The organism is Arthrobacter melezitosi (assembly GCF_054511055.1).
The window spans coordinates 1-25753 of sequence record NZ_JBTNDJ010000003.1 but is presented as its reverse complement, the minus strand read 5'-3'; the positions used below and the strand labels follow the sequence as shown (position 1 = coordinate 25753).

The following is a 25753-nucleotide window of genomic DNA, read 5'->3' as shown; positions in this document are numbered from 1 at the left end:
ATCACGCGTTACCGACAATTCAGGCGAGGGTGGGCGCTGTGTCGGTCTGGGGCTGCCCGCGCAGCCGCTCCCGGATCCGCGCCACCTCCCCCATCTCCGCCGCGGACGGCGTCCAGCGGGCGGTGCGCAGCTCGACCGCGTACCCGCCGTCCTCGGGCCGGCCGCTTCCGGACCGCCGCAGCGGGGTGCCTTCGGCGGCATACCGGGGCTGGGCCTCCCCTCCGAGCCCGCGCGGGGGAAGGCCGCCCGCCCGGATCACCCGCCACCAGGGCACCGCCGGTCCGCTGCCGCTCATCGCCGCTCCGACCTGCCGTGGTCCGCCGGCCTCGAGCAGTTCGGCGATGTCCCCGTAGGTCAGCACGTGTCCGGGCGGAATGAGCCGGGCCACATCGAGCACCGACTCGCGGTAGTCGGCCGTTCTCCTCATGGGTTCAAGCCTAGCCGGAGCGTCGCCGCCGGAAACGTCGGCGGGGGCCGCTAGCGTGGGCTCCATGACCAGCTGGCATTCCTCCCCCCGGGCAGCGTTCGACCTCGAGACCACCGGGCGCGACCCGCTGGAGGCGCGCATCGTCACGGCCTCCATCCTCGTGGTCGATGGCGGCGGGTCGGTGGTCGAGGAGCATGAGTGGCTTGCGGATCCGGGGATCCCCATCCCCGAGGAGGCAGCGGCGATCCACGGTGTCAGCACCGCCCACGCCCGTGCCCACGGCCAGCCGGCCGGGACCGTGGTGGCCGAGGCGGGGGCGGTCCTGCGGCGGCTGTTCGGCGCCGGCATTCCCGTGCTGGCGTTCAACGCCCGGTACGACTTCACGGTCCTGGCCCGCGAGAGCGCCCGGCACGGCCTTGCCGCGCCGACGCCGGCACCGGTGCTCGACCCCTACGTGATGGACAAGCAGGTGGACCGCTACCGGCGTGGAAAGCGGACCCTGACCGCAATGTGCGCCCACTACGGCATCGGGTTCGAGAACGCCCACACCTCGGCGGCGGACGTGCTGGCCACCCTGCGGGTCGCCGAGGCCCTCGCGGTCCGCTATCCAACCCTCGCCCGTCCCGCGGCGGACCTGCACGAGGCGCAGGTGGTCTGGGCGGACCGGCAGGCGGCGAACCTCGAGGAGTACCTGCGCCGCGCCGATCCCGACGCCGTGGTGGAGCGCGCCTGGCCGGTGATCCCGGACCCGGCCGAGGAGTCCTTCCTCATCGCCGGCTGATTCTTCCAGCGGCCGGCCCGGTCGGTTCCGCTCCGGAAGGGCCCTGCCTGCTCCCGCTGCCGGCCGGCCCGGCGCAGGGAACCGCCCGCACCGGGCTTTCTTACGGCAGATGACGCGGCCCATGTGATTCGACCCACACAATTTCGCGGCGTTCCGCGTCCATGCGAACATCGATGAGTCACCTTCCTGCCGCAGCGCCGCGCCGAATCCATCGCCAGCCAAGCCATGAGGACACATGATTACGGTTACCGAGCTGCGCAAGTCCTACCGTCAGGGCGGGCGCACCATCGCCGCCCTCGACGGCGTCAGCCTTGAGGTCCCGCGCGGGACGATCCACGGCGTGATCGGCCATTCCGGAGCCGGCAAGTCCACGCTGGTGCGCTGCCTGACCCTGCTCGACCGCCCCACCTCCGGATCGGTCGCCATCGACGGCCGGGACCTCACCTCGGTGAAGGAATCCGAGGTGCGCTCCGCGCGGCGGCGGATCGGCATGGTCTTCCAGCACGCCAACCTCCTCGACTCGCGCACCGCGGCCGGCAACGTCGCCCTGCCGCTCGAACTCGTGCGGATTCCCAAGGGCGAGCGGAACGCGAAGGTCGCCCGCCTGCTGGACCTCGTCGGCCTTGCGGAATTCGCCGACGCCTACCCGTCCCAGCTCTCCGGCGGCCAGAAGCAGCGCGTGGGCATCGCCCGGGCGCTCGCCGCCGACCCCACGGTGCTCCTGTGCGACGAGCCCACCTCGGCGCTCGACCCCGCCACCACCGATGAGATCCTCGACCTGATCCGCCGGCTCTCGGACACCCTCGGCCTGACCGTGCTGATCATCACGCACGAGATGAACGTCGTGAAGCGGATCTGCGACTCCGTGTCCCTGCTTGAGAAGGGCCGCGTCGTCGAGCAGGGACTCCTGCGCGAGGTGGCCGGATCCCTGAACGGCCGGCTCGTCCAGGCCCTCCTGCCGCTGCCGCCGCTCGACCCGGCCGCTTCGGGCCATGTGCTCGACCTGCTCACGGCCGGCGGCTCCGGCTCGGGACCCGTGCTCTCCGAGCTCTCCCGGCGCTTCTCCCTCGATGTCACCCTCCTCGCGGGAAGCGTCGAGACCCTCGCCGGCGAGCAGTTCTCCCGGATGCGCGTCGGGCTGGAACCCGCCCCCGCCGGCGGCTCCGCCCCGGAGGAGCCCCTCGCCTTGAACGATGTCGTGTCCCACCTCCGGGCCCGCGGCGTGACCGTGGAGGTGGCAGCGTGAACTTCCTCGAGGAAATCACCACCAACCCCGGGCTGACCGAGGCGCTGCCCAAGGAATTCGCCGCCACGATCCAGATGATCTCGATCTCCGGCTTCTTCACGGTGCTCATCGGCCTTCCCCTCGGGGTCTTCCTGATCGCCAGCGCGCCGGGCGGCCTCCGCCCGATGCCGGTGGCCCACCGCATCCTCTCGGACGTCGTCGTGAACATCACGCGCTCCATCCCGTTCGCGATCCTGATGGTCTCGCTCATCCCGCTCGCGCGCCTGATCACCGGAACCTCCATCGGTCCGGTCGCGGCCTCGGTGTCCCTGAGCATCGGCAGCATTCCGTTCTTCGCCCGCATCGTCGAGACGAGCCTGCGCGACGTCGCCGCCGGCAAGGTCGATGCGGCGCTGGTCATGGGCTCCACCCGGATGCAGGTGATCACCAAGGTGCTCCTGCGCGAGGCCCTGCCCGGCCTCATTGCGGGCTTCACCTCCACCCTGGTGGCCCTCGTCGGATACTCCGCGATGGCGGGAATCATCGGCGGCGGCGGACTCGGGCGGCTCGCCTACAACTACGGGCTCCAACGCTTCGACACCACCGTCATGGTCGTCATCATCGTGATCATCGTCGCGATCGTCCAGCTGATCCAGCTGGTCGGGGACCGCGCGATGGCCCGGGTGGACCACCGCAACGCCGCCACCGCGGGAGCCGGACGGCGCCGCCGGCGGACCCCCGAGGTCTCCGCCTAGGCGGATTCCCGCCCCTCCAAAGTTTCCGCAGACCGGACCCGCGTCCGGCCACTGCGGATCGGCAGCCAGTAGCCGCTAGCTGCCCCGTTTCCGGCCCCTGGGCGCCGGACACCCGAAAGGACGCACCCGTGCGTAAACTCCTCTCCCTTGCCGCCACCGGCCTTGCAGCCTCCCTCACGCTCTCCGCCTGCGGCGCCAACGCGGCCGACAGCGGAACCGTCGATTCCCTCGATCCGGCCGATCCGGCCATCGTCACGGTCGGAGCCAGCCCGCTGCCGCACGCCCGCATCCTCGAGTTCGTCGACGAGAACCTGACCAAGGACACCGGCATCGACCTGGAGATCGTCGAGTTCGACGATTACACGACCCCGAACATCGCCCTGAAGGACGGGGACCTCGACGCCAACTACTTCCAGCACCTGCCCTACTTCGAGCAGCAGGTCGAGGGTCAGGGCTACGAGTTCTCCCACGGGGAGGGCGTCCACATCGAGCCGTACGCCGCCTTCTCCGAAAAGCACGACGACGTCTCCGGGCTGCCCGAGGGCGCGCGGATCGCCATCACGAACGACCCCTCGAACCAGGCCCGGGCACTGACCCTGCTCCAGGACGCCGGACTGCTCACGGGCATCGAGGAGGACGCCTCGGTCCTCGCGCTCACCGACGCGCAGAATCCGAACGGCTACGAGTTCGTCGAGAACCAGCCCGAACTGCTGCTCAACGACGTCAAGGATCCCTCCGTGGACCTGGCGATCATCAACGGGAACTACATCCTCGACGCGGGCCTGAACACGGAGGACGCCCTGATCGTCGAGTCCACCGAGGAGAACCCGTACGCGAACTTCCTGGCCTGGAACACCTCCTCCGAGGGGGATGCCCGGATCGAGAAGCTCGACGAGCTGCTCCACTCCGATGAGGTCCGCGCCTTCATCGAGCAGGAGTGGCCCAGCGGAGATGTGACTCCGGCCTTCTAGGCGGAACGGGCATCCGCTCGACCTCATCCGCCAAAAAAATCCACTGCGCAGTAGCAACCGGCCCCGACGGGTTCTTCCGGTACGTACTGCGCAGTGGATGCGTTTAACGGCCTTTATGCGGGTTGGGCGGCCGCCGCGGCCTTGGCGGCTGCGGGCAGCGCCGCGAAGATCTCCTCCATCGCGGCGTCATCGTGCGCCGCGGAGAGGAACCAGGCCTCGAAGACCGACGGCGGCAGGTACACCCCGGAGTCGAGCATGGAGTGGAAGAACGGCCCGTAGCGGTAGGACTCCTGGCCCTGGGCGTCGGCGTAGTTGCTCACGCCCCGCGCCGAGGTGCCGAAGGCGACACTGAAGAGGTTCCCGGCACGCTGGATCGAGTGGTCGACCCCGGCACGGTCGAGTTCGGCCGAGAGCGCCGTGGACAGTTCGAGCGAGCGGGCGTCGATGTTCCGGTAGACCTCGTCGGTCGCGGCGGTCAGGGTCGCGACGCCGGCGGCCATGGCCAGCGGGTTCCCCGAGAGCGTCCCGGCCTGGTAGACGGGCCCGAGCGGGGCGAGGTGGTTCATCACGTCGGCCCGGCCGCCCAGGGCCGCCGCGGGGATGCCCCCGCCGATCACCTTGCCGAAGGTCAGCAGGTCCGGCGTCCACGGCTCGGCGGCATCGGCCGCTCCCCCGGTCAGGCGCCAGTATCCGCCGGGGTGGGTCCGGAACCCGGTCATCACCTCGTCGACGATGAACAGGGCGCCGTGTTCGGTGGTGATGCGGGAGAGGAAGGCGTTGAAACCCTTCCCCGGGGTCACCACGCCCATGTTCGCCGGCGCCGCCTCCGTGATGACCGCGGCGATCCGCTCCCCGTGTTCGCGGAACGCCTCCTCGACGGCGGCGGTGTCGTTGTAGGGAAGCACCAGGGTCTCGGCGGTCGTCGCCTCGGTCACCCCGGCCGAGCCGGGCAGGGCGAGGGTGGCCACCCCGGAGCCGGCCGCGGCGAGCAGGCTGTCGACGTGCCCGTGGTAGCAGCCGGCGAACTTGATGATCAGGCTGCGGCCGGTGAAGCCGCGGGCCAGGCGCACCGCCGTCATCGTGGCCTCGGTGCCGGTGGAGACCATGCGGAGCAGTTCGACGGCGGGGACGCGTTCCTTCACGAGTTCGGCGAGGTCGGCCTCGGCCGGGGTGGAGGCGCCGAAGGTGAGCCCGTGGTCGACGGCGCGGTGCACGGCCTCGATCACCGCCGGGTGGGAGTGTCCGAGCAGGGCCGGGCCCCAGGAGCCGACGAGGTCGACGTAGGTTTTCCCGTCGGCGTCGGTGACGCGCGCGCCGTGGGCGTCGACGAGGAAGCGCGGGGTGCCGCCGACCGAGCCGAAGGCCCGCACGGGCGAGTTGACGCCGCCGGGCATGAGGGCCCGGGCGCGGTCGTAGAGTTCTTCCGAGGTGCTCATTGTCTCTTCCTTCAGCTGCGGGTTTCGTTGAGCCAGAGCGCCAGCTCGGCGGCCCAGTAGGTCAGGATCATGTCGGCTCCGGCCCGGCGGATGCCGAGGACGGATTCCTCGATGGCCCGGCGCCGGTCGATCCAGCCGTTCGCGGCGGCGGCCTCGATCATGGCGTACTCCCCGGAGACCTGGTACGCGGCGACCGGGACCGGGGACATCGCGGCGACGTCGGCCAGGATGTCGAGGTAGCTCATGGCCGGCTTGACCATGACCATGTCGGCGCCTTCCTCGAGGTCGAGTTCGACCTCGAGCAGGGCCTCGCGCCGGTTCGCGGCGTCCATCTGGTAGGTGCGGCGGTCCCCAGTGAGCTGGGAGTCGACGGCCTCCCGGAAGGGGCCGTAGAACGCCGAGGCGTATTTCGCCGAGTAGGCGAGCACGCCCGTGTCGGCGTGTCCGGCGGCGTCGAGGGCCTGCCGGATCACGGCGACCTGTCCGTCCATCATGCCGGAGGGGCCGAGCACGTGCGCGCCGGCGTTGGCCTGTTCCACGGCCATCTGCGCGTAGACGGCCAGGGTTGCGTCATTGTCCACCGAGCCGTCCGCGGCGAGGACGCCGCAGTGTCCGTGGTCGGTGAATTCGTCAAGGCACACATCGCTCATGACCACGAGGTCGTCGCCGACCTCGGCGCGCACGTCGGCGATAGCCCGGTTGAGCACCCCGTCGGGGTCGATGCCCGCGCTGCCGGTGGCGTCCCGGCGCGCCGGGATGCCGAAGAGCATGATGCCGCCGACGCCGAGACCGACGGCCTCGGCCGCGGCGCGCCGGAGGGTGTCGGTGGTGTGCTGGACGACGCCGGGCATCGAGGAGATGGGCGCGGGCTCGCTCAGGCCCTCCCGGATGAACGCCGGGAGGATCAGCTCGGCGGGGTTGAGCCGGTATTCGGCGGTGAGCCGGCGGACCGCCGGTGTCCTGCGCAGCCGGCGCGGCCGGTGCTGGGGAAAGCTCATGGGGAAACTCCGTTCGTCGGTGGTAACGGGTGGATGGCGCCGGCCACGGCGTCGGCGACGCCCCGGGGCGTCGGCGCCCCGGCCGTGGCGGCGAGCGGCAGCCCCACCCGGGCGGTTTCGGCGGCCGTGCTGGGTCCGATGGCGACCGCGGCCAGGCCGGCGGGGAAGGCGCCCCCGAGCAGGGCGGCGAACCGGCGCGCGGTGCTCGGCGACGTGAGGACCACGGCGTGGGTGCCGGCACCGGCCAGCTCGCGGTAGGCGGCGCCGTCGAGCACGGCCGGCGCACCGGCCGACGGCGGCCCGGGTTCGGCCAGGCGGCGTGCGGGATCGGCCGGGTAGTCGACGGTGCGGTAGGCCTCGACGCGGTCCACCTGCCACCGCCGGCCGGCGAGGCCGGAGTCCAGCGTCCCGTCGGCGAGGGACGCCTGCGGCAGGAGGAGCGTTCCGGGACCGGCCGGAAGCTCCGCGAGCAGGCCCTGCGCTGAACTCCCGTGCGGGGTGAGCGACACCCGGATCCCGGCACGGGCCAGCGCGGCCGCGGTGGCCTCCCCCACGGCGGCGACCCGGGTCGCGGCGGGCAGGACGCCGGCCAGGGTCGAGCCGGTGCGCCGCGCGCAGGCTTCGAGGGCGGTCACCGTGGTGGCGCTGGTGACCACCAGCCAGTCGTACCCGCCGGCGGCGAGCCGTGCCAGGGCCCGGTCAAGCGGGGCAGGGTCGGCGGGCCGTTCGAAATCGATCAGCGGCAGGCACAGCGGGAGCGCCCCGCGCCGGGTGAACTCGTCGGCGAAGCCCGCCGAGCGGCCCGGGGTGCGCGTCAGGACCACCCGGAGGCCGCCGAGGTCCTGGCTCGCGGGCAACGGCACGGCCCTCAGCTGCCCAGGGGCGCGATCCGGGCCGCCCCGGCCTCGAGGAGTTCCTCGGCGAGGGCGACGCCCAGCCGGGCCGCGGCCTCGGGACCGTCGTTGGCGGTGGAGCGGCTGCGCCGCAGCAGGCGCGTGCCGTCGAGGCCGGCCACCACGGCCTCGAGGGTCAGCGTGTCGCCCTGCACGGAGGCCAGGGCCCCGATCGGGGCGGAGCAGCCGGCCTCAAGGCGCAGCAGCACGGCCCGCTCGGCGGTGACGGCGGCGCGGGTGTCGGCGTGGTCGTAGGCGGCCAGGGCGGCCGCCAGGTCGCCGTCCTCATCGCCGGTCCGGAATTCGACGGCCAGGGCGCCCTGCCCCGGGGCGGGCAGCATGACGGCGGGGTCGATGTATTCGGTGATGGCGGCGTGCCGGCCGAGCCGGAAAAGCCCCGCGGCGGCCAGGACGACGGCGTCGAGGTCTCCGGGACCGGTCCCGGCGCCGACCACCCGGCCCAGGCGGGTGTCGACATTGCCACGGATGTCCACGACCTCAAGCCCGGGGCGGGCGGCCCGCAGCTGGGCGGCCCGGCGCGGGGAGCCGGTGCCCACGCGGGCGCCGTCTGGCAGGGTGGCCAGGGTCAGCCCGTCGCGGGCGCACAGGGCGTCGCGGGTATCGGCGCGCTCGGGCACCGCGGCGACCCGCAGCCCGGGGGCGGGGGTCGTGGGGAGGTCCTTCAGGGAGTGGACGGCGAGATCGCACCGGCCGTCAAGGAGCGCCTCGCGCAGCGCCACGACGAAGACCCCGGTGCCGCCCATCTGGGACAGGGGCCCGGTCAGCACGTCGCCGTCGGTGCGGATCCGCACCAGCTCGTAGTTCCGGCCGGCCAGTTCGGCGACCCGCTCGGCGACGGTGGTCGTCTGGGTGAGGGCCAGGGCGCTGCCCCGCGTGCCGACTCGGATGTCCGGGGACATTACGATCCGGGGTTGGGAAGGGGCGTTCCCACGGTCGAATCCACGGCGGCGATCGTCGGCTTCTCGCCCCGGCGGTTGGCGCAGCAGTTCGGCCGGCAGACGTCGAACCAGGGGCCCAGGGCGGTCGTTGCGGGCCTTTCGGCGATGTTGTTCTCGATCGTGCGCTCGGAGACCAGGTCGATCAGGCCGGCGACGAACTTCTCGTGGGTGGCGGGGGTGGGAACCCGGTCGGCGGCCAGGCCCAGCTCGCGGCAGGTTTCGAGCGCCTCCGTGTCGAGGTCCCAGGCCACCTCCATGTGGTCGCTGACGAAGCCCAGCGGCACGATCACGACCCCGCGGACGCCGGCTTCGGCGCGTTCGCGCAGCGCGTCGTTCACGTCGGGTTCGAGCCACGGGATGTGCGGGGCGCCGGAGCGGGACTGGTAGACCAGCGACCAGTCCACCCCTTCGGCCTCGGGGATGCGGTCGAGGACCGCCTGCGCGGTGGCCAGGTGCTGGGCGACGTAGGCGCCGTCCTCGTAGGCCGGGCCGCCCTCGGCGGCGCGGGGGCCTGAGGCCTCGGCGTCGCCGGTGGGGATCGAGTGGGTGGCGAACATGATGTGCACGGGGGCGTCGGCCTCGCCGCGTTCGGCCAGGGACGCACGGACCTTCCGGAGGCCTTCGGTCACGCCTTCGACGAAGGGCTCGACGAAGCCGGGGTGGTCGAAGTACTGTCGGGTCTTGTCCACTTCGAGCAGGCCTTCGAGGCCGGTCTCCACGAGGGCCATGCCGAGGTCCTCGCGGTACTGCCGGCAGCTCGAGTAGGAGGAGTAGGCGCTCGTGGTGACGGCGAGGATGCGCCGGTGACCGGCGTCGTAGGCCTCGCGCAGGGTGTCGGCGATGAACGGCGCCCAGTTGCGGTTGCCCCAGTACACGGGCAGGTCGATGCCGCGCCGGCGCAGTTCGGCCTCCATGGCGGCCCGCAGCGCGCGGTTCTGCCCGTTGATCGGGCTGATTCCGCCGAAGGCGCGGTAGTGGTGGGAGACCTCCTCGAGGCGCTCATCGGGGATCCCGCGCCCGCGGGTGACGTTGCGCAGGAAGGGCAGGACGTCGTCCTGGCCCTCGGGTCCACCGAAGGAGGCGAGGACGATCGCGTCGTAGTTCTTCGGGGCCATCCGGCCGGATTCGTCGACGCCGTCGAGCGGGTGGAAGGTCTGGGTCACTTGAGCACCTCTGCGATCTCGTCGGGGGTGATGCGCCGGCCGGTGTAGAAGGGGACTTCCTCCCGCACGTGGCGGCGCGCTTCGGTTTCGCGCAGGTGGCGCATGAGGTCGACCAGGTCGACGAGCTCGGGGGCCTCGAGGGCGAGGATCCACTCCCAGTCCCCCAGCGCGAAGGAGGAGACGGTGTTGGAGATGACCTGGGGATACTGCCTGCCCTTCATGCCGTGGTCGTAGAGCATCTCGCGGCGTTCCTCGGTGGGCAGGATGTACCAGTCGTAGGAGCGCACGAACGGGTAGACGCAGACCCATTCCGCCGGCTCGATGCCCCGGGCGAAGGCGGGGACGTGGCTCTTGGAGAACTCGGCGTCGCGGTGGACGCCCATGGCCGACCAGGCGATGGTGGTGCCGGCGAAGGTTTCGGACCGGCGGATGCGGCGCACGGCGGCCTGCAGGTCCTCCGGGCGCGGGCCGTGCAGCCAGACCATCACGTCGGCGTCCTCGCGCATTGCCGAGACGTCGTAGAACCCGCGGACGGTGACCCCGTTGCCGCCGAAGGTGGCCAGGACCTCCGCCAGCGGCAGGCCCGCCGCGGCCGCGCCGGAACCGGACGCCGCGCGCCGGAAGACGGTCCACAGGGTGAAGAACTGCGCCGCCTGCGGCTCGTCACCGGCGCTTCCGGAAGGTTCGGAGGAAGTGGTCTGGGAGACCCGGTCGCCGGTTAGCTCGCTCATGCTACTAGTCTGCCCCCTGCGCTGGAGCAAAGAAAATCTCGATGTTCTACAAGATGTAGAAAGTGAGCAAGATCACAGCGGGGCCTCCTGCGGGCCCTCCGGGAGGCCCAGTTCCCCGGCCAGGGCGCGGGCCCGGGCGGCGGCGTCGTCGATGACCGATACCAGTCCGGTGCCTGCGAGCCAGCCGCCTGTCACCTCCAGGGCCGCGAGCGGGGCCACCGCGGTCCGGAGCCGGGCCACGCGCTCCCGGTGGCCCACGGCGGCGTGCGGGAGCGCACCGGCCCAGCGCACGATATCCCAATCGACGACGTCGGCGGCCTCCAGGGGCACCCCGAGCAGCGCTGAGGCGTCGGCGAGCGCGTGCCCGAACAGGTCCTCGTCGCGCAGGGACGCGCCGGCGGCGCCGGGAGGGTCCCCGGCCCGCCCGTAGGAGACCCGCAGGATGTGCGAGCCGGGACCGGCCTGCTCGCGCAGCCATTGCCATTTGGCCGTGGAGTGGGTCAGTGCCTTCGCCCGGACGCCGGCGACGCCGCGTGCCACCAGGACGCCGGTGCCCCGCGGGCTGGCGTCGAGCTCGGGCTGGTCGACGATGAGGGTGACCAGGGCGACTCCGGGCACCGGGTCGGGGCGGTCCGCGGCGACCTGCGGCAGCACCCCCGAGAGCAGGTCGACGGCGCCCTGCCCGTCGGCGGCGAGCACCACCGCGGAGGCGCTGACGCTGCGCTGGAGGGTTGAGTGTTCGGTGGAGACGCTCCACCCGCCCCCGGGCGTGCGCCGGAGCGCCAGGACGGTCTCGGAGGTGCGCAGGTCGGCCCCGCCGTCGCGGAGGGAGGCGACGAGCGCATCGCGCAGCTGGACCATGCCGCCGCGCAGCCCCGCCACTGCCGATCCCGCCGGCGCGGCCTGCCGCAGGGCACCGGCGGCGGCACCGAGGGAACCGAGCCGCGCCATGGCCGGCCGCAGGCCCGGGGCGACCGAGTCGACGTCGAGGGTGTCGGGGTCCGCCGAGAAGACTCCTCCGGCGACGGGCGCCACCAGCCGCTGCAGGACCTCCTCGCCCATGCGGGTCCGGACGAGTTCGCCGAGGCTCACCGCGGGGCGGGTGGCCAGCGCGCCCGGGGGCAGCACCTTGTCCAGGGCGGCGCGCAGCACCCCGGCGCGTCCGATCAGGGCGGCGGTGCCGGGCTCGGCCGGGTCGGCGGGAATGCCGAGGATGCCCGAGGCGGGCAGCGGGTGGGCCCCCGAGGGGAGGTCCCGCGCCGGCAGCTGCACCCAGGCCCCGGGCGCCTCGGGGGTGACGATGCGGTCCGCAAGGCCCAGTTCGGCGGCGAGGTCGGGCACGGTGGCCGAGCGGGTGGAGAATGACTCGGCGCCGCTGTCGAGGACGAACCCTCCGAGTTCGCGTCCGCCGAGGTTGCCGCCGAAGGCTTCCGAGCGCTCGAGCACCGTGACCTGGGCCCCGCGCAGCATCAGCACCCGTGCCGCGACGAGGCCGGCCAGCCCACCGCCGACGACGACGACTGCCGGTCGTGCGCTGCCCGCCGCCATGGCTAGGGCTCCACCGAGTGGATCAGCTTCACCACACGCGTCAGCACGTCGGGGTCGGTCTCCGGCGGGACGCCGTGGCCGAGGTTCACCACATGGCCCGGCGCCGCGGCCCCCGCCTCCAGCACGGACCGGACGTGCTTTTCAAGCACCGGCCAGGGAGCGCCGAGCAGGGCCGGGTCGATGTTGCCCTGCAGCGGGACGCTCCCGTCGAGCCTCCGGTTGGCCTCCCCGAGATCCAGCCGGTAGTCGACGCCGATCACATCGACGCCGACGTCGCGCATCGCCCCGAGCAGCTCGGAGGTCCCGGTACCGAAGTGGATCAGCGGCGCACCGAGGCCGCGGACGTGGTCCAGCGCCCGGGCCGAGGCCGGCGCGGCGTGCTGCACGTAGTCGGCGAGCCCCAGGGAACCCGCCCAGGAATCGAAGAGCTGCGCCGCGCTCGCGCCGGCCTCGAGTTGGGCGCGCAGGAACCGCCCGGAGGCGTCGGCGGCCCACTCGCTAAGGGCCCGCCACGTCTCCGGATCGGAGTGCATCATCGTGCGCGGGCCAAGGTGGTCGCGGGAGGGCTTTCCCTCGACCATGTAGGCGGCCAGGGTGAAGGGCGCCCCGGCGAAGCCGATGAGCGGGGTGCTGCCCAGTTCGGCGACGGTCCGGGCCACGGCCTCGCGGATCGGTTCGAGGGCCTCGTCGGTGAGCACGGGAAGGGCCGCGACGTCGGCGGCGGTCCGGACCGGCGTCCCAAGGACCGGGCCCACCCCCGGGACGATGTCGACGTCGACCCCGGCGAGCTTGAGCGGGATCACGATGTCGGAGAAGAAGATCGCGGCGTCGACGTCGTGGCGGCGCACTGGCTGGAGGGTGATCTCGGCGGCCATCGCCGGATCGAGGCAGGCCTCGAGCATCGCCGTTCCCTCGCGCAGCGCCCGGTACTCCGGCAGGGACCTGCCGGCCTGGCGCATGAACCAGACGGGCCTGCGGGCCGGTTTCCGCCCGCGGTAGGCCGAGATCAGCGGGGAATTCGCGGTGCGGCCGTCCACCAGCGGGTGTGATGCTCCAAGGGTCATACCCTGATTCTGCCGAAGATCACCGGCGATCGTTAACCGGCACCGCCCGCGGCACCCTGCGGGGTGGCGAAAATCACCCCCGCCCGCGCCCCCGGGATTCCGCGGTCGGGCCCCGGAACGCCGTGAAACAAGGGCTCCACTTAGGGTTTCCTATTACCATCCGCAACCATCGGATCGCTATGCTTGGAGAGCTGTGGTTCTACTTTCTCTCGTTGCGACTCACTCGAATGTGGACCTGGAAACCGTTGCCCGCCTCAGCGTGGGAGCGCCCCAGGTCCCCTCAGTCGTGCTCGCGGACGGCCGCCCGGTGTCCGGCGCCGTCGTGCTGTCGACCTGCAACCGCTTCGAGATCTACTTCGAGGCCCCGTCCGAAGAGGACGCCGAGGCCGCCCGCTCCGCCATCATCTCCACGATCAGCAGCTATTCCGGCGTCCCCGAGTCCTCGGTGTCCTCCGCCTTCGTCACCAAGAAGGGTGGCTCGGTGGCCAAGCACCTGTTCGCCGTCGGTGCCGGCCTCGACTCGGCCGTCGTCGGCGAGCGCGAAATCGCCGGGCAGGTCCGCCGTGCCCTGATCGAGGCGCAGGCCTCGGGCGCGGCCAGCAAGGGGCTGGTGCGCCTCTTCCAAGCCGCCTCCCGGACCGCCAAGGACGTCGGGGCCCGCACCGTGCTCGGCAGCGACGGCCGTTCGGTCGTCTCGGTGGCCCTCGAACTCGCCGGCGACATCTCCGGCAGCGCCGACTGGTCGCAGAAATCGGTTGTCCTGTTCGGGACCGGCGCCTATGCCGGTGCCACGATGGCCCTGCTCAATGAAAAGAAGGCCGGCGGGATCGCCGTGTTTTCCTCCTCCGGCCGCGCGGAGGCGTTCGTCGCCTCCCGCGGGGGCCGTGCCCTGGACGCCGACTCCCTGGCCGGGGCCATCCGCGGGGCCGACGTGATTCTCGGCTGCAGCGGCAGCGACGCCCGCATCGAGGCCTCGGACCTCGCGGCGATCCGGGAGGGCGTAAGCAGCCCCCTGGTGGTGATCGACCTGGCGCTGAGCCATGATTTCGATCCCGCCGTGGCCAATCTCGACAACGTCGAGCTGATCACCCTCGAGTCGGTCCGGCTCGCCGCCCCCGAGGAGCAGGCGGAGACCCTGCGCCAGGCCGGCGAACTGGTGCAGCAGGCGGCCGAGGCCTTCGAGGAGCAGCAGAACACCCGCGCGATGGACGCCGCGATCGTCGCCCTGCGCAGGCACACGCAGCAGGTGCTCGATGCGGAGATGGACCGGGTGCGTGCCCAGCACGGCTGCACCGCCGCGGCAGAGGAGGTCGAGCTGGCCCTGCGCCGCATGGTGCGCCAGCTGCTCCACATCCCCACCGTGCGTGCCCGTGAGCTCGCCGCCGAGGGACGCCAGGACGATTACACCGCAGCGCTCGAGGCCCTCTACGGCATCGACCTGCGCCCGGCCGAGGCATCGGCCCCGGCGGCACCCTCCGGGGCGCCCGCACGCCCGGCACTCCACCCGGCGGGCATTCCGCACCCGGCCGGCAGCGGCGACGCGGCGCAGTGCCCGATCAGCCACGAGCCGCCCGCGGCCGCCTCAGCCTGACCGCCGCGGCCCGGACAACCCTCCGTCAGTAGACCGGCTGGCCCGGTTCCACAGTGGACACCCACGCCAGGATGCCGCCGTCGACGTTGAAGACCTGACGGTGCCCCTGGCCCCTCAGGTGGCGCACCACCTCCGCCGAACGTTTGCCGGACTTGCAGTGCACGTAGACCGGCAGGGAGGGCTCCGGGGTGTAGCCACCGGCCAGGACCTCGTCCTTCGGGATCAGCCGGGCGCCCTCGATCCGGACGATGCCGTACTCGCCGGGTTCCCGGACGTCGATCAGGTCGAACGCCTCCTCGCCCCGTTCCCTGCCGCGCAGCAGTTCCGCGAGTTCGCGCACCCCGATCGACGGCACCTCCTCCGCGGCGGCCGGCCCCAGCCCGCAGAATGCGTCGTAGTCGACCAGCCCGGTGACCGGCGGCGCCGTGGGGTCCTTCCGCACCGTGATCTCCTGCCAGGACATCTCGAGGGCGTTGAAGATCAGCACCCGCCCGAGCAGGGTCCGTCCCACGCCGGTGATGAGCTTGACGGCCTCGGTGCCCATGAGGGAGCCGATGGAGGCGCACAGGACGCCCAGGACCCCGCCCTCGGCGCAGGACGGGACCGAGCCGGGCGGCGGCGCCTCCGGGTACAGGTCCCGGTAGCCGGGGCCGTGCTTCTCCCAGAACACGCTCACCTGCCCGTCGAAGCGGAGGATCGAACCCCATACGTAGGGCATTCCAAGCAGTGCGGCGGCGTCGTTGACGAGGTAGCGGGTGGAGAAGTTGTCGGTGCCGTCCACGGCGAGGTCGTACCGGCCCATCACATCAAGGGCGTTTCCGGCGGTCAGCCGTTCGGTGTGCAGGACCACCTCCACGAGCGGATTGAGTTCGGCCAGGCTGCGCTGCGCCGAGGCGGCCTTGAGGTCGCCCAGGTCGGTGACCCCGTGGATCACCTGGCGCTGCAGGTTGGAGATCTCCACTGTGTCGTCGTCGACGATGCCCAGGGTGCCCACGCCGGCGGCGGCGAGGTACTGCAGGACGGGCGAGCCGAGGCCCCCGGCCCCGATGACCAGCACCCTGGCGTTCTTGAGCCGCCGCTGGGCCTGAAGGCCGAATTCGGGGATGAGCAGGTGGCGGGAGTACCGGATGACCTCCTCGTCGGTCAGTCCGGGGTGCGGATCGACCAGCGGCGGCAGCGGAGGAAGCCCCGGCGCGCCGGCGGTTCGAGGGTGTGCGCTCATGCCTTCAATGTATGCCCGCGCGCTCGTCCCTGCCAGCCGAATCGGCCCCGGCGGGCACGCTGGGTAAACTAGGCCGGGACGGACCACAGAACAGAGGTTGCAGGACGTGAGCGCAGAAGTTTCGCCAAACGGAAAAGCGCTTCGGCTGCCGCGCGACGAGCGCCGCCGCCAGCTCCTCAGTGCCGCGCACGAAGTCTTCGTGGCCCATGGTTTCCACGGCGCCGCCATGGACGACATCGCCGAGGCGGCCAAGGTCAGCAAACCGGTGCTGTACCAGCACTTCCCCGGCAAGCGCGAACTGTACCTGGCGCTGCTGGAGAACCACCTCGCCGAACTGACCGACCTGCTCTTTGAAGCCCTCCGATCCACCGGAGACAACAAGGTCCGGGTGCAGGCCACGATGCGTGCCTATTTCTCCTTCATCGCCCGCGACAGCAAGGCCCACCGCCTCGTGTTCGAATCCGACGTCAGCAATGACCCGGAGGTCAGCGCCCGCCTTGAAGCGTTCAACGCCCACTTCGCCAGCGCCATCGCCGAGGTCATCGCCGAAGACACCCAACTGTCGGTGGTGGAGGCGACCCTGCTCGGACGCGGACTGGCCGGCATGGCGCAGATCAGCGCCCGGTTCTGGCTGGAGACCGACGGCAGCCTCGACATCGATACGGCCAGTGAGCTGATCTACCGTTTAGCTTGGCGCGGAATCAGTCGGTTCCCCAAGGAGATCTAGAGTAGGTTTCCAAGGGCTTATAGGTTCACTACACAGGAGGCACCCGCCGTGGAAGTAAAGATCGGTATTCAGAACGTCAACAGGGAGATTGTTCTGGAGTCCTCGGAGTCCGCCGAAGCGATCGCGGAGGTGGTCGCCTCGGCGATGAACGGCGGATCCGAGCTCCGGCTCACCGATTCGAAGGGCCGCACGGTGATCGTTCCCTCGAAGGTCCTGGGCTATGTCGAGATCGGCGCCGAAGAGCAGCGCCGCGTCGGTTTCGGGGCCCTCTAGGGCTTCCTCCCCGGCCCGCCGGCGGCGGGCCGGGGCGTCAGGCCGTCAGGCCCAGGGCGCTCATCCGGCGCGAATGGTTGCGCGTGAGCTGGGCGAACAGCGCCGTCGTGTGCGCGGCCGGGTCCGCCGTATCGGCGAACAGCAGCCCGCCGAGGAATTCGCGCTCAATCCCGATCCGCTGGGCCTGGGTCAGGGCCTCCCCCACGAGCCGCCGCCCCCACAGGGCCAGCCGGGAAGCGAGCCGGGGGTCGTCCGCGAGCGCCTCCTTGAGGCGCCGGCCAAGCAGCGGGGTATCGTCGTCGGCGTCGATCCTGCCGATCAGTCCCCGCGTGTCGTCGTCGAGCCGGTCCGCCAGCGCCCGGTAGAAATCCCCCGAGATCGCATCGATGACATAGGCCTTCATCAGGGATTCGAACCAGTCCGCCGGCCGGGTCCGCTCGTGGAAGGCGTCCACCGAGGCCACGAACGGAGCCATCGCCTGCTCGACGTCGACCCCGCGCTCCGCGAGGTGGCTGCTGACCAGTTCGAAGTGCTGGAACTCCTGCACGGCCAGGCGTCCGATGCCCGCCCGGTCGGCGAGCGTTGGGGAGAACCGCGCGTCCGAGGAAAGCCGTTCGAATCCGGAGAGCTCCCCGTAGGCGATGACCCCCAGCAGGTCGGCGATGAAGCGGGCGTAGCGGGGGTTTTCCACCCGGCCGGGGGCGTCCGCCGGAGCGGAGGCTCCGGCTCCATCCGGGGCGAAGGGGACGCCTTCGTTCGTGCGGTTGTTCATGCTGCTAACACTACAGAAGGGCCGCAGGTGCCTGGCCTCCGTGGGCCGCGCGCCGCCGGCACGGCCCGTGGAGCGGCCGGACCGCCTGCCTCCCCTGCCGGGAGCCGGGCGCTTGTATTACGGTGAGCGTGTGCCGTATTCGCATCTGGATCCCGGGGACAGCGCCTCACAGCATCACCTGACCGGTGCCCTGCGCGCCCTGCGGGACGAACTTGAGCTGCGGATCGCCTTTCCGCCGGAGGTGCTGGCCGAGGCCGAAGCCGCGGTCGCGGCCTATCAGCCCCCCGGCGAGGACCTCACCGACCTCGACTTCATCACCATCGATCCGCCCGGATCGGTCGACCTCGACCAGGCCGTGCACCTGCGGCGCCGGGGAACGGGCTACCGGGTCTGGTACGCCATTGCCGACGTTCCGGGTTTCGTCCGGCCGGGTGGAGCCGTCGATGCGGAGGCGCGCCTGCGCGGCCAGACTGTGTACGCCCCGGACGGGCGGATCTCCCTGCACCCGGAAGTCATCGCCGAGAACGCCGCAAGCCTGCTGCCTCAGGTGGTGCGCGGGGCCTACGTCTGGGAGTTCGACCTGGATTCCTCCGGCGCGGTGACCTCCGCGTCCGTGCGGCGCGCCTCGGTGCTCAGCCGCACGCAGCTGACCTACGCGGAGGTCGAGGAAAGCCTCCGCTCCGGCCGGGCACCGGAGAACCTCCTGCTGCTGCGCGAGATCGGCCTCAAGCGCATCGAGCTCGAACTGCAGCGCGGCGGGGCCAGCCTCAACCTGCCCGCGCAGGAGATCGGCTTCGAGCGGGGCCGATACTTCCTGGTGACCGCCCCGGCCCTGCCCTCGGAGGACTGGAACGCCCAGATCTCCCTGATGACCGGGATGGCGGCCGCGCAGATCATGATCGAGGGCCGCATCGGCATCCTGCGCACCATGCCGGCTCCGGACGAGGCGGCGCTGGCGAAGTTCCGCCGGCAGGCCGCCGCCTGCGGCAGGGCCTGGCCCGAGGGAATGGCGTACGGGGGGTTCCTGCGCAGCCTCGACACCGACCGGCCCGAGCAGCTGGCCCTGATGCACGCCGCCGCGTCGCTGTTCCGTGGCGCCGGGTACACGGCCTTTGACGGGGAGGTGCCGGAGGCCGTGGTGCAGGCCGCCATCGCCGCACCCTACGCCCACACGACCGCGCCGCTGCGCCGCCTCGTGGACCGGTTCGTGCTGGTGATCTGCGAGGCCCTGTGCGCCGGCCGGCCGGTGCCGCAGTGGGCGCGCGAGGCGCTGCCCGAGCTGAACGCCCAGATGGCCGCCGCGAACTCGACCTCGGCGCGGATGGAGTCCGGCGCCATGGACGCCCTGGCTGCCGCGCTCCTGCGCGATGATGTGGGCAAGCACTTCCGGGCCGTGGTGCTGACCGGGTCGCGGCACGGCAACGGCGACGCCGGCCCGCGCAGCCGCCCGTCGGGCACCGTGCAGCTGATCGATCCGGCCATCGAGGCGAAGTGCTACGGCGAGCTCACCGCGGGCTCCCTGGTCAGCGTGCGGCTCGTCGAGGCCGACACCGCCCGCCGCACCGTGCGCTTCGAACTTGCCGCACCCGGCGCCACGGACGGCGCGGTGCCCGTTCCCACCACGCCCACAGGGTAGACTTGCCTCGTAGTAATGGATGCCCGGTCGTTATCGATCTACCCCGATGACCCGCAGTACCTACTCGGTCCCGAGTTTTTCCCAGTCGGCGCTGGCGCTTCGCCTCCCAGCCGGCACGCAGTTGCAAGCCCGCGATCGGCTTCCACTGGACGCCCTGCGCCTCCGATGTGCTCCGAGCTGGATGCCAATCCCAGCCACCCGTTGAGCCTCGGTGGCCGCTCGGCCTTAATGAACGGTACGTAATTGAACACTCAGAACAGCCCGGTTGCGGATTCGCACCACCTCCTTGCCGATAACAGCGACGACGCCATCGACGTCGAGGACACGCTCGTCACCACCGAAGAGCCCCACAAGGAGGTCCCCGAGACCTTCGCCGACTTCAACGTGCGCCCCGATATCGTCGAGTCCCTGGCCGACGCGGGAATCCTCCACCCCTTCCCCATCCAGGCGATGACCCTGTCGATCGCGCTGGGCGGCCACGACATCATCGGCCAGGCCAAGACCGGAACCGGCAAGACGCTCGGCTTCGGCATCCCGGCCCTGCAGCGCGTCGTCGGCCCCGACGATGAGGGCTACGACAAGCTCCCCGTCCCCGGCGCGCCCCAGGCCCTCGTCGTCGTCCCCACCCGCGAGCTCGCCGTGCAGGTCGCCGGCGACCTCACCACGGCGGCGAAGAAGCGCAACGCCCGCATCGTCACCATCTACGGCGGCCGCGCCTACGAGCCGCAGATCGAGGCGCTGCAGCGCGGGGTCGAGGTCGTCGTCGGCACCCCGGGACGCCTCATCGACCTGCACCGCCAGAAGCTGCTCGTGCTGAAGAACGTCAAGATCGTCGTGCTCGACGAGGCCGACGAGATGCTCGACCTCGGCTTCCTGCCCGACGTCGAGACGCTGATCGCCGCCACGCCCCCGGTGCGCCAGACGCTGCTCTTCTCCGCCACCATGCCCGGACCCGTGGTCGCCATGGCCCGCCGGTACATGACCCAGCCCACCCACATCCGCGCCGCGGACCCCGAGGACGAGGGCATCACCAAGAAGGACATCCGCCAGGTCATCTACCGCGCCCACAACCTCGACAAGGCCGAGGTCGTCGCACGGATCCTGCAGGCCCGCGGACGCGGCCGCACCATCATCTTCACCAAGACCAAGCGCACCGCCGCGAAGCTCTCCGAGGAACTCATCGACCGCGGCTTCGCCGCCGGTGCCATCCACGGCGACCTCGGCCAGGGCGCCCGAGAGCAGGCCCTGCGCGCCTTCCGCGGCGACAAGATCGATGTGCTCGTGGCCACCGAGGTCGCCGCCCGCGGCATCGACGTCGAGGACATCACCCACGTGATCAACTACCAGTGCCCCGAGGACGAGAAGGCCTACCTGCACCGCGTCGGCCGCACCGGCCGCGCCGGCAAGAAGGGCACGGCCGTCACGTTCGTCGACTGGGACGACGTGCCGCGCTGGGGCCTGATCAACAAGGCCCTGGGGCTCGATTCGCCCGAGCCGATCGAAACCTACTCCTCCTCGCCCCACCTGTTCACCGACCTCGACATCCCGGAGGGCACCAAGGGTCGGCTCCCGCGCGGCGCCCGCAAACTGGCCGGCATCGACGCCGAGGTGCTCGAGGACCTCGGCGAGACCGGCAAGAAGGCCCGCACCGGCGCACCGGCCGGCCGCGGCGACGGTCCCGCACGTAACGGCGCCCGCGGCGACGGCGGACGCAGTGACGGCGGACGCAGCCGTTCGCGTTCCCGCTCCGGCGCCCGCAGCTCCGCCGGCCAGTCCTCCCCGGACGAGGCCGGCGAGAACGGCGCGGCCCGCCGCCGCCGCTCCCCCGCGGCCGAGGGCGCGGCCGACACGGGCGCGCCGAAGACCGCCTCCGCCGAGCGGACCCGCCGCACCCGCACCCGCCGGCGCAACGGCGAAGTCGTCGCCAACCCCGCCCGCGGCTCGGAGGAGTAGCACCCGATGACCGCACCTGCCTGGACCCCGGGCGGCAGCAACCTGGTGGTCCACGCAGACAACGCCGCCTACCTTCCCACGCTGCCCGACGGCGCCTTCACCATGATCTACGTCGACCCGCCCTTCAACACGGGGCGGGCCCAGCGCCGGCAGCAGATGAGCATGGTCCGCAATGCGGACGGCACCGGGGACCGGGTCGGGTTCAAGGGGTTGAGCTACTCCACCGTCAAGGGGATGCTCGCCAGCTACGACGACGCGTTCGAGGACTACTGGGACTTCCTCGCCCCGCGGCTGATCGAGGCCTGGCGCCTCCTGGCCGATGACGGCACCCTGTACCTGCACCTCGACTACCGCGAGGTGCACTACGCCAAGGTGATGCTCGATGCGCTGTTCGGCCGGGAGTGCTTCCTCAACGAGATCATCTGGGCGTACGACTACGGGGCCCGAGCCAAGCGGAAGTGGCCGGCGAAGCACGACAATATCCTCGTCTACGTCAAGGACCCCGCCCGGTACCACTTCGACAGCGCGGAGGTGGACCGGGAACCGTACATGGCGCCGGGGCTGGTCACCGCGGAGAAGGCCGCACTCGGCAAACTCCCCACAGACGTGTGGTGGCACACCATCGTCTCGCCCACCGGCCGGGAAAAGACGGGCTACCCGACGCAGAAACCGGAGGGCCTGCTGCGCCGGGCGGTCGCCGCGAGCAGCCGCGAAGGCGACTGGGTCCTCGACTTCTTCGCCGGCTCGGGCACCCTGGGCGCCGTCGCCGCGAAGCTGGGGCGCCGGTTCGTGTGCGTGGACCAGAACCCGCAGGCCGTGGAGATCATGCGCCGGCGCCTTGCGCCCTACTGCGAACCGGCCGGGCGCAGCAGCGCCTGAGGGGGCCCGCCTCGACCGCGGCCGGGCGCGCCCCTACCGGACGGGACGGCCGCCCGCGCGCTCGATGATCCGTTCGAGGGCTTCCGGAGCGGTCAGGTTCTCCCCGAGCAGGTTCGGCTTGCCGGCGCCGTGGTAGTCGCTGGAGCCGGTGATGAGCAGGTCGTGTTCGGCCGCGGTGCGCCGGAGCGCGGCCCGCGCGTCCTCCGGGTTGTCGCGGTGGTCGATCTCCAGGCCCAGCAGGCCCGCATCGATCATTTCGTTGAGGACCGCGTCGCCGATCACCCGCCCCCGGGCGAATGCCGAGGGATGGGCGAACACCGGCACGCCCCCGGCCTGCCGGATCAGTTCCACCGCGACCGCCGGGTGCGGTGCGTAATGTCCCACCCAGTATTTCGAGCGCACGGTGAGGATCCGTTCGAAGGCCTCGGAGCGGTCCGCGACGACGTTCAGGGCGACGAGGGCGTCGGCGATGTGGGGGCGTCCCACCGTCGCCCCCTCCGCCACGTGGTCCTGGACCAGTTCCCAGCTGATGGGGAAATCATCGGCGAGCCGTTCGACCATGCGCTGCGCGCGGGACAGCCGCGCCGCCCGCGACTTCTCTACCTCGGCCAGCAGGCCCGCGTGCGCGGGGTCGTGCAGGTAGGAAAGCACATGCACGCTGATGCCGGTGTCGCTCTGGCAGGAAACCTCCATGCCGGGGATGAATTGGATCCCTTCGGCCGCGGCGGCTTCCGCGGCCTCGGCCCACCCCGCCGTCGAGTCGTGATCTGTCAGTGCGACGGCATCGAGGCCGGCACGCCGTGCCGAGGCGATCAGCACCGCGGGGTCTTCAGTACCGTCCGAGACGTTGGAGTGCGTGTGCAGGTCGATTCTCACCAACCCAATCTACGCCAGCGGAGGCCGATTCCCCCTTCCCGGGACGAACGGCCCGCACCGGAACGCCGTGCCGCCGCGACCGCGTGTTTGGCCGCCCGCGGGACCGGTGGGACCATTGACTCGTGAGTACAGCAGAGATTCCGAACGTGTCCAGGACCGGGGCCGACGCCACCCCGGTCACCCCCGAAGACCAGCCGCTGTCGAGCCGCAACGAGAACCGGTCCCAGCGCCCGGATTCCGCCGCGTTCAAGGCCTTCATGGCGGGCAGCTGGGCCCCCTCCGACGCCGGCCTTCCCGAGGAGGCTCCCGTGGCCCGCTTCGCCGCGCAGCGCCGCCGCACCATCTCGGAGCAGTTCCCGGGCGAGCGGCTGGTCATCCCGGCCGGACCGCTGAAGGTCCGATCCAACGACACCGACTACCGTTTCCGCCCGCACTCCGGGTTCGCCCACCTGACCGGACTGGGCCTTGACCATGAGCCGGACGCGGTACTGGTGATGGAACCCGTCGAGCCGGGGACCGGCGACGACGGCGGCAACCACGAAGCCACCCTGTACTTCCGGGAGCTGGCGGGCCGGGACAGCGCCGAATTCTACGCCGATGCGCGCTACGGCGAGTTCTGGATCGGCCCGCGCCTTTCCCGCGCCCAGGTCTCGGCCCTGCTCGGACTCCAGACGGCCGATCTGGACGACCTCGAGACGGCAGTGACCAAGGACGCCGGCGTGCCGCAGATCGGCGGCATCGCCATCCGGCTGCTGCGCGAGGTCGACCTCAATGCCGACGCGCTCGTGGACACCTCGCGCATCAACACCGGGGTGGACCTCGAGAAGTCCGACGCCCTCGATGCAAAACTTGCCGAAGCCCTGTCGGAGCTGCGCCTGATCAAGGACTCCTGGGAGGTCGAGCAGCTCCAGGCCGCCGTGGACGCCACAGTCAACGGCTTCCACGAAGTGGTGAAGCAGCTCCCCCGGGCCATCTCCCACCCCCGCGGGGAGCGCGTGGTGGAGGGCGCGTTCTTCACCCGTGCCCGGGAGGAGGGCAACGACCTCGGCTACGACACCATCGCCGCCTCGGGCAACAATGCGACGGTGCTCCACTGGATCCGGAACAACGGCCGGGTTTCGGCCGGGGACCTGCTCCTGCTGGACGCCGGGGTGGAGGCCGAAAGCCTCTACACCGCCGACGTCACCCGGACCCTGCCGGTGAACGGCACCTACTCCGAGGTCCAGCGCAGGATCTACTCGGCGGTCCTTGAAGCCGCCGACGCGGCCTTCGCCGCGGCCCGGCCCGGGCGCAGGTTCCGCGACATCCACACCGCGGCCGTCACGGTCCTCGCCGAGCGGCTCAACGACTGGGGCCTGCTTCCCGTGCCGCTCGAGGAGGTGCTCGCCCCGGAAGGCCAGCAGCACCGGCGGTGGATGCCCCACGGCACGAGCCACCACCTCGGCATGGACGTCCACGACTGCGCGCAGGCCCGCCGGGAGCTCTACCTCGACGGCGTGCTCACCGAAGGGATGGTGTTCACCATCGAACCGGGCCTGTACTTCAAGGCCGAGGACCTCTCGGTGCCCGAGGAGTACCGCGGTATCGGCGTACGCATCGAGGACGACATCCTCATGACCGCTGACGGACCGGTCAACCTCAGCGCCGCCCTGCCGCGCGACCCGGACGACGTCGAAGCCTGGATGGCGGGCATCTACAGCCCGACCGGGGAGTAGCCGCTCCACCGCCGCCCGAACCGGCAGACAAAGAGCCCGGCACCATTCGGTGCCGGGCTCTTTGTCTGCCGCCGGGGTCCTACCGGCCGTCGCGGGGAGGCTCGACCCTCGTCGAGCCGTGCTGGCCGTGACCGCCGGCCGGTTCCTCCGTCGCTGCGGCGGGGGTATCCCCGCCGGGGGTGCCTTCGGGCCGCGGGCGGTCCTCCACGGGGGTGTCGACCCGGACCCCGTACTGGGGCCGGCCGTCGGGCAGGTCGGGGTACCTGCCGCGCCGGGGCGCCGCAGGTTCGGCGGTTTCGCCCGGGGAGCCGGCCGGAGCCGGCGCGCCGGCAGCGGCCGGCCCGGGGGGCACCTCCGGCGCCCCCGGGGGGAATCCGCCCTGCGGGGCGGGGGGCTGGAATCCACCGGCCGGGCCCTCGGCGGGCCGGTCCCATCCGGCCGCGGGTCCGCCGGGGTGCAGCGCCTGCCCGTTCATGGGCAGCTGCTGGAGCCGGCGGCGCGCCTCACCGGCGACCGACGGATCGACGATCACGTCGTAGCTGGTGGCGATGACCTGGCTCGTGGAGGTGAAATCACGCTTGCCGCGCTGGAATGCGTAGGTGATCACCCCGAACAGAAGCCAGAACATGGCGCCGAGCGCCATCGAGGAGAGCACGCTGCTGTACGGTTCGCTGCCGCCGAAGAGCGTGAGGATCAGCCCGACGAAGAAGCCGAACCACGCGCCGGTTGCCGCGCTGGCCAGGGCCACCCGCGGGTAGCTGAGCCGTCCGGTGACCCGTTCGACGGTCTTCAGGTCGTTGCCGATGATCGAGACGCGCTCGACCGGAAACTTGTGGTCGGCGAGGTAGTCAACGGCCTTCTGCGCCTCGAGGTAGGCCGTGTAGCGGCCCACGGTCTCACCGCGCGGCAGGGTGCGGCCTTCGTCACGGGAAGGGGTGCGTCCAAGTACATTCGCCATGGGCCCATTGTTCACCACATCGGCGCCGCCGGGACCGAGTATCGCTTGCAGTGAACTCGCGCCGCACGCCCTCCGGCGCTGTCTTGAGGGAAGCGGGCCCGGGCGTGCTCCCGGTTCGCGGGGGGTTCCTCTCTTGGGGGGAGGGGGGGAAACGGGGAGAGCAAGGGGGGGGGGGGGGGGGAGAGGGCCGGGAGGGTTCT

At 71.7% G+C, this 25753-nt stretch carries 24 protein-coding genes; 11 read left to right on the top strand and 13 right to left on the bottom strand.

Annotated features, from left to right (window positions below; genetic code table 11):
* Window positions 1-19: 19 nt before the first annotated feature.
* Window positions 20-427 (bottom strand): MGMT family protein, encoded by a 408-nt coding sequence (locus ACX80W_RS04740; protein ID WP_459280911.1) that lies wholly within the window; start codon window positions 425-427, stop codon window positions 20-22.
* Between the two features lie 64 nt (window positions 428-491).
* On the opposite strand from ACX80W_RS04740, the gene ACX80W_RS04735 reads away from it, so the two are divergent.
* The 4 genes from ACX80W_RS04735 (at window position 492) to ACX80W_RS04720 (ending at window position 4159) form a co-directional block, all read left to right on the top strand.
* Window positions 492-1208 (top strand): 3'-5' exonuclease, encoded by a 717-nt coding sequence (locus ACX80W_RS04735; protein WP_459280910.1) that lies wholly within the window; start codon window positions 492-494, stop codon window positions 1206-1208.
* Window positions 1209-1443: 235 nt separating this feature from the next.
* Window positions 1444-2454, top strand: coding sequence for a methionine ABC transporter ATP-binding protein (locus tag ACX80W_RS04730; protein WP_459280909.1), 1011 nt, complete (start codon window positions 1444-1446; stop codon window positions 2452-2454).
* Window positions 2451-3188: a methionine ABC transporter permease gene (locus ACX80W_RS04725; protein WP_459280908.1), complete on the top strand. Its 738-nt coding sequence runs from the start codon at window positions 2451-2453 to the stop codon at window positions 3186-3188. The genes ACX80W_RS04730 and ACX80W_RS04725 overlap by 4 nt, the downstream gene beginning before the upstream one ends.
* Before the next feature lie 128 nt (window positions 3189-3316).
* Window positions 3317-4159: a MetQ/NlpA family ABC transporter substrate-binding protein gene (locus ACX80W_RS04720; protein ID WP_459280906.1), complete on the top strand. Its 843-nt coding sequence runs from the start codon at window positions 3317-3319 to the stop codon at window positions 4157-4159.
* A 113-nt stretch (window positions 4160-4272) separates the two neighbouring features.
* On the opposite strand, the gene hemL is transcribed toward ACX80W_RS04720, so the two are convergent.
* From hemL to hemE, 8 genes are all read right to left on the bottom strand, one after another.
* On the bottom strand, window positions 4273-5595 hold the full coding sequence (gene hemL / locus ACX80W_RS04715) for a glutamate-1-semialdehyde 2,1-aminomutase (RefSeq protein ID WP_459280905.1): 1323 nt from the start codon (window positions 5593-5595) through the stop codon (window positions 4273-4275).
* Window positions 5596-5606: 11 nt separating this feature from the next.
* Entirely contained in the window at window positions 5607-6593 is a 987-nt protein-coding gene (gene hemB / locus ACX80W_RS04710; protein ID WP_459280904.1) for a porphobilinogen synthase, read from the bottom strand.
* The gene (locus tag ACX80W_RS04705; protein WP_459280902.1) at window positions 6590-7450 is read right to left on the bottom strand and encodes a uroporphyrinogen-III synthase; all 861 of its coding nucleotides are present in this window, start codon (window positions 7448-7450) and stop codon (window positions 6590-6592) included. The genes hemB and ACX80W_RS04705 overlap by 4 nt, the downstream gene beginning before the upstream one ends.
* An 11-nt stretch (window positions 7451-7461) precedes the next feature.
* A complete protein-coding gene (gene hemC / locus ACX80W_RS04700; RefSeq protein WP_459280900.1) occupies window positions 7462-8406 on the bottom strand; it encodes a hydroxymethylbilane synthase in 945 nt (314 codons plus the stop codon).
* Window positions 8406-9560 (bottom strand): ferrochelatase, encoded by a 1155-nt coding sequence (locus ACX80W_RS04695; RefSeq protein WP_459281352.1) that lies wholly within the window; start codon window positions 9558-9560, stop codon window positions 8406-8408. The genes hemC and ACX80W_RS04695 overlap by 1 nt, the downstream gene beginning before the upstream one ends.
* A gap of 44 nt (window positions 9561-9604) precedes the next feature.
* Window positions 9605-10339 carry a hydrogen peroxide-dependent heme synthase gene (hemQ, locus tag ACX80W_RS04690; protein ID WP_459280898.1) on the bottom strand — a complete coding sequence of 245 codons (735 nt, stop codon included), beginning with the start codon at window positions 10337-10339 and terminating at the stop codon, window positions 9605-9607.
* Between the two features lie 72 nt (window positions 10340-10411).
* Window positions 10412-11887: a protoporphyrinogen oxidase gene (gene hemG, locus ACX80W_RS04685; RefSeq protein WP_459280896.1), complete on the bottom strand. Its 1476-nt coding sequence runs from the start codon at window positions 11885-11887 to the stop codon at window positions 10412-10414.
* Window positions 11888-11889: 2 nt separating this feature from the next.
* Window positions 11890-12951 (bottom strand): uroporphyrinogen decarboxylase, encoded by a 1062-nt coding sequence (hemE, locus tag ACX80W_RS04680; RefSeq protein ID WP_459280895.1) that lies wholly within the window; start codon window positions 12949-12951, stop codon window positions 11890-11892.
* A gap of 193 nt (window positions 12952-13144) precedes the next feature.
* Between hemE and ACX80W_RS04675 the strand changes: the two genes are divergently transcribed.
* The gene (locus tag ACX80W_RS04675) at window positions 13145-14542 is read left to right on the top strand and encodes a glutamyl-tRNA reductase (RefSeq protein WP_459280893.1); all 1398 of its coding nucleotides are present in this window, start codon (window positions 13145-13147) and stop codon (window positions 14540-14542) included.
* A 25-nt stretch (window positions 14543-14567) separates the two neighbouring features.
* On the opposite strand, the gene moeB is transcribed toward ACX80W_RS04675, so the two are convergent.
* Entirely contained in the window at window positions 14568-15764 is a 1197-nt protein-coding gene (moeB, locus tag ACX80W_RS04670) for a molybdopterin-synthase adenylyltransferase MoeB (protein ID WP_459280891.1), read from the bottom strand.
* 106 nt (window positions 15765-15870) lie between these two features.
* Between moeB and ACX80W_RS04665 the strand changes: the two genes are divergently transcribed.
* Window positions 15871-16491, top strand: a complete 621-nt coding sequence (locus tag ACX80W_RS04665; RefSeq protein WP_459280889.1) for a TetR/AcrR family transcriptional regulator — start codon at window positions 15871-15873, stop codon at window positions 16489-16491.
* Between the two features lie 48 nt (window positions 16492-16539).
* Window positions 16540-16764 carry a DUF3107 domain-containing protein gene (locus tag ACX80W_RS04660; protein WP_459280887.1) on the top strand — a complete coding sequence of 75 codons (225 nt, stop codon included), beginning with the start codon at window positions 16540-16542 and terminating at the stop codon, window positions 16762-16764.
* A 37-nt stretch (window positions 16765-16801) separates the two neighbouring features.
* Here the strand turns inward: ACX80W_RS04660 and ACX80W_RS04655 are convergent, their stop codons facing one another.
* A complete protein-coding gene (locus tag ACX80W_RS04655) occupies window positions 16802-17536 on the bottom strand; it encodes a ferritin-like fold-containing protein (RefSeq protein WP_459280885.1) in 735 nt (244 codons plus the stop codon).
* 130 nt (window positions 17537-17666) lie between these two features.
* Here ACX80W_RS04655 and ACX80W_RS04650 point away from each other — a divergent pair, with 130 nt between their 5' ends.
* From ACX80W_RS04650 to ACX80W_RS04640, 3 genes are all read left to right on the top strand, one after another.
* Window positions 17667-19172, top strand: coding sequence for an RNB domain-containing ribonuclease (locus ACX80W_RS04650; RefSeq protein WP_459280883.1), 1506 nt, complete (start codon window positions 17667-17669; stop codon window positions 19170-19172).
* Window positions 19173-19415: 243 nt separating this feature from the next.
* The gene (locus ACX80W_RS04645) at window positions 19416-21125 is read left to right on the top strand and encodes a DEAD/DEAH box helicase (protein WP_459280881.1); all 1710 of its coding nucleotides are present in this window, start codon (window positions 19416-19418) and stop codon (window positions 21123-21125) included.
* Between the two features lie 6 nt (window positions 21126-21131).
* A complete protein-coding gene (locus ACX80W_RS04640; RefSeq protein ID WP_459280879.1) occupies window positions 21132-22004 on the top strand; it encodes a DNA-methyltransferase in 873 nt (290 codons plus the stop codon).
* 33 nt (window positions 22005-22037) lie between these two features.
* On the opposite strand, the gene ACX80W_RS04635 is transcribed toward ACX80W_RS04640, so the two are convergent.
* A complete protein-coding gene (locus ACX80W_RS04635) occupies window positions 22038-22880 on the bottom strand; it encodes a PHP domain-containing protein (RefSeq protein ID WP_459280878.1) in 843 nt (280 codons plus the stop codon).
* Window positions 22881-23026: 146 nt separating this feature from the next.
* Here ACX80W_RS04635 and ACX80W_RS04630 point away from each other — a divergent pair, with 146 nt between their 5' ends.
* Window positions 23027-24595 (top strand): aminopeptidase P family protein, encoded by a 1569-nt coding sequence (locus tag ACX80W_RS04630; RefSeq protein ID WP_459281350.1) that lies wholly within the window; start codon window positions 23027-23029, stop codon window positions 24593-24595.
* A 79-nt stretch (window positions 24596-24674) separates the two neighbouring features.
* On the opposite strand, the gene ACX80W_RS04625 is transcribed toward ACX80W_RS04630, so the two are convergent.
* On the bottom strand, window positions 24675-25553 hold the full coding sequence (locus ACX80W_RS04625) for a YflT domain-containing protein (RefSeq protein WP_459280876.1): 879 nt from the start codon (window positions 25551-25553) through the stop codon (window positions 24675-24677).
* Window positions 25554-25753: the final 200 nt, after the last annotated feature.

Excerpts from the sequence above, each read along its gene's own strand:
- hemB (WP_459280904.1), bottom strand. The coding sequence starts at position 6,593 with ATGAGCTTTCCCCAGCACCGGCCGCGCCGGCTGCGCAGGACACCGGCG.
- ACX80W_RS04730 (WP_459280909.1), top strand. The coding sequence starts at position 1,444 with ATGATTACGGTTACCGAGCTGCGCAAGTCCTACCGTCAGGGCGGGCGC.
- hemL (WP_459280905.1), bottom strand. The coding sequence starts at position 5,595 with ATGAGCACCTCGGAAGAACTCTACGACCGCGCCCGGGCCCTCATGCCC.
- hemG (WP_459280896.1), bottom strand. The coding sequence starts at position 11,887 with ATGGCGGCGGGCAGCGCACGACCGGCAGTCGTCGTCGTCGGCGGTGGG.
- ACX80W_RS04640 (WP_459280879.1), top strand. The coding sequence starts at position 21,132 with ATGACCGCACCTGCCTGGACCCCGGGCGGCAGCAACCTGGTGGTCCAC.
- ACX80W_RS04655 (WP_459280885.1), bottom strand. The coding sequence starts at position 17,536 with ATGAACAACCGCACGAACGAAGGCGTCCCCTTCGCCCCGGATGGAGCC.
- ACX80W_RS04740 (WP_459280911.1), bottom strand. The coding sequence starts at position 427 with ATGAGGAGAACGGCCGACTACCGCGAGTCGGTGCTCGATGTGGCCCGG.
- hemE (WP_459280895.1), bottom strand. The coding sequence starts at position 12,951 with ATGACCCTTGGAGCATCACACCCGCTGGTGGACGGCCGCACCGCGAAT.
- ACX80W_RS04695 (WP_459281352.1), bottom strand. The coding sequence starts at position 9,560 with ATGGCCCCGAAGAACTACGACGCGATCGTCCTCGCCTCCTTCGGTGGA.
- moeB (WP_459280891.1), bottom strand. The coding sequence starts at position 15,764 with ATGAGCGCACACCCTCGAACCGCCGGCGCGCCGGGGCTTCCTCCGCTG.
- ACX80W_RS04625 (WP_459280876.1), bottom strand. The coding sequence starts at position 25,553 with ATGGCGAATGTACTTGGACGCACCCCTTCCCGTGACGAAGGCCGCACC.
- hemQ (WP_459280898.1), bottom strand. The coding sequence starts at position 10,339 with ATGAGCGAGCTAACCGGCGACCGGGTCTCCCAGACCACTTCCTCCGAA.
- ACX80W_RS04735 (WP_459280910.1), top strand. The coding sequence starts at position 492 with ATGACCAGCTGGCATTCCTCCCCCCGGGCAGCGTTCGACCTCGAGACC.
- hemC (WP_459280900.1), bottom strand. The coding sequence starts at position 8,406 with ATGTCCCCGGACATCCGAGTCGGCACGCGGGGCAGCGCCCTGGCCCTC.